Here is a 1873-nt window from a genome sequence, read left to right on the forward strand (position 1 = left end):
GCTTTGACCCCGTCCACAGCCTCGGGCTTGACCTGCATGTCGAGTATCACCACTGTTGTCGCCATTCTTTCGTCCTCCTATGGGTTGAATCTGCCCTGTCGGGCGGTCCGAATCTAATCAAGTTGTCGGGCGTGTGTCAAACCTGCTGGGTCACGACAGGAGGGTCTGGCCCTTCTCGGGCGGGGCGACCGACAGCCGGTCGAAGCGGTGGTCAACCAGTTCGTCGGCCCGGGCCAGCAGGTCATCATTGGTGGTGAATTTCTCGACCATATAGCTCAGATCGCTCAGATCGTGGATGAGCAGCTTGACGGCCTGATCGCGGATCATTTTTTCCTTGACGACCTGGAGCAACTCCACCACTACGTCCTCAAGCTCTGAGCTTTCAATATCAATCGCCATCTCAAACGCCCGCTCCACCCCGAGACCGGTATCGACCTCGCGCCCATAGGCTCTGAGCAGGGAACGCAGGCGAACCACCGAGGACGGGTCAAACCAGACCTTGTTGGTCTCGGCCACGTCTGGCTCGCTCTCCAGGACGCCTTCGACCAGGGCCAGGGCGCCGAGGTGGCCGGCTTCGTGGCGAGCCATGGCAAACCAGAATTTCCGCAGGTCTTCCTGGTCCTGAAAGACCTGGGCAAAGCGCATATACAGCGCCATAGTCTTCTTTTCCAGATTGACCGCAGTGCGGAGAATGTCCTTCAGCGTCACCCGCTGCGGACGACGGTGCAGATCAGCTCGCTCGGCCATAGCCGAGAGAGTACAAGCAGACACGACCAACGGCAGCCCTCATCCGAGAGCGGCACGTCTTGGCCGCAACGAGGGGTCTGCTATAACCAGGGCAAGACAGGCATGACGATGGCCACCATCAACACCATAGAAGACCTGTTCCGAGTTCTGGACGAGAATCCCCAGTGGCTCGAAGCCCTGCGCGCCCGGCTATTGACGCGCGAATTGCTTGAGCTGCCCGAAAAATTCGCCCAGTTTGTCGCCGCCACGGAGCAGCGCTTCGACAAGGTCGAGCAGCACCTCGGCAATGTTGAACAACGCCTGGATAATGTTGAGCAGCACCTCGGCAATGTTGAACAACGCCTGGATAATGTTGAGCAGCGCCTCGGCAATGTCGAGACTGCCGTCGAGTCGCTCCGCGATGACCTCGCGCCGCTCAAAGGCACCCATGCCCGAAACGCCGCGCTCAGAGAGGCCGACCTCATCGCCGAGGAGCTGGGATTCACACTGGTGCGAACCCTGAACCAGCAGGACATCAAAGCCCTCGTCCAGTCCCAAAACACGGCAGACATTCCCGCAAACGAATTGCAAAGCTTCCGCCGGGCCGACCTGATTATGGAGGCCACGAACCGGACGGGCGAAACCTGTTATCTGGCCGTTGAGATCTCCTTCACCGCCAACGGACGGGACACGACCAAGGCCGTCCGCAACGCCGGATTCCTGAGCAGGTTCACCGGCAGGCGCTGCCGCGCTGTCGTGGCCGGCCTGCACCGGGATAGGCGGATACAGACCAGCATCGAATCAGGAGCAGTGTCCTGGTATCAGCTCGACCCGCAAGCCCTGGAAGCGGAATAGCCACCCCCTGCCCTGTTCAGGGGTACACACACGGGCGGATGGACCAGCGGTAGCGTATCCCGGCGTGCTCAAGCTCGCAGACCGGATCGCCGGTCTTGTGGGCCGTCGCGATTTGCTCGGATACGGCGGGGGGAATCTCGTCGGGGCTCAGGGTGCGGTCGTCAGCAACGACGTCAATGATGATGTCGTGTACGCCTTCAGGCGGGAGGTCGCTCATGCCGGTCCGAAGTGGAGCGCGCGCTGGTTCAGACTGACCCCGCTGTCGGGGTCGAGGCTGACCACCACCACGCTG

At 61.2% G+C, this 1873-nt stretch carries 3 protein-coding genes; 2 read left to right on the forward strand and 1 reads right to left on the reverse strand.

Annotated elements, in window-relative coordinates; genetic code table 11:
- Nucleotides 1-150 precede the first annotated feature (150 nt).
- Nucleotides 151-771 carry a hypothetical protein gene (locus J4F42_00935; GenBank protein ID MCE2484047.1) on the reverse strand — a complete coding sequence of 207 codons (621 nt, stop codon included), beginning with the start codon at nt 769-771 and terminating at the stop codon, nt 151-153.
- Between the two features lie 78 nt (nt 772-849).
- Between J4F42_00935 and J4F42_00940 the strand changes: the two genes are divergently transcribed.
- The gene (locus J4F42_00940; GenBank protein ID MCE2484048.1) at nt 850-1581 is read left to right on the forward strand and encodes a hypothetical protein; all 732 of its coding nucleotides are present in this window, start codon (nt 850-852) and stop codon (nt 1579-1581) included.
- Between the two features lie 64 nt (nt 1582-1645).
- A partial coding sequence (locus tag J4F42_00945; GenBank protein MCE2484049.1) for a hypothetical protein occupies nt 1646-1873 on the forward strand: 228 nt, incomplete at its 3' end.

The sequence above is a fragment of the Desulfurellaceae bacterium genome (assembly GCA_021296095.1).
Taxonomy (GTDB): domain Bacteria; phylum Desulfobacterota; class Binatia; order Bin18; family Bin18; genus JAAXHF01.

What these genes read in the sequence shown, in the direction of transcription:
- J4F42_00940 (MCE2484048.1), top strand. Translation starts at nt 850, where the DNA reads ATGACGATGGCCACCATCAACACCATAGAAGACCTGTTCCGAGTTCTG.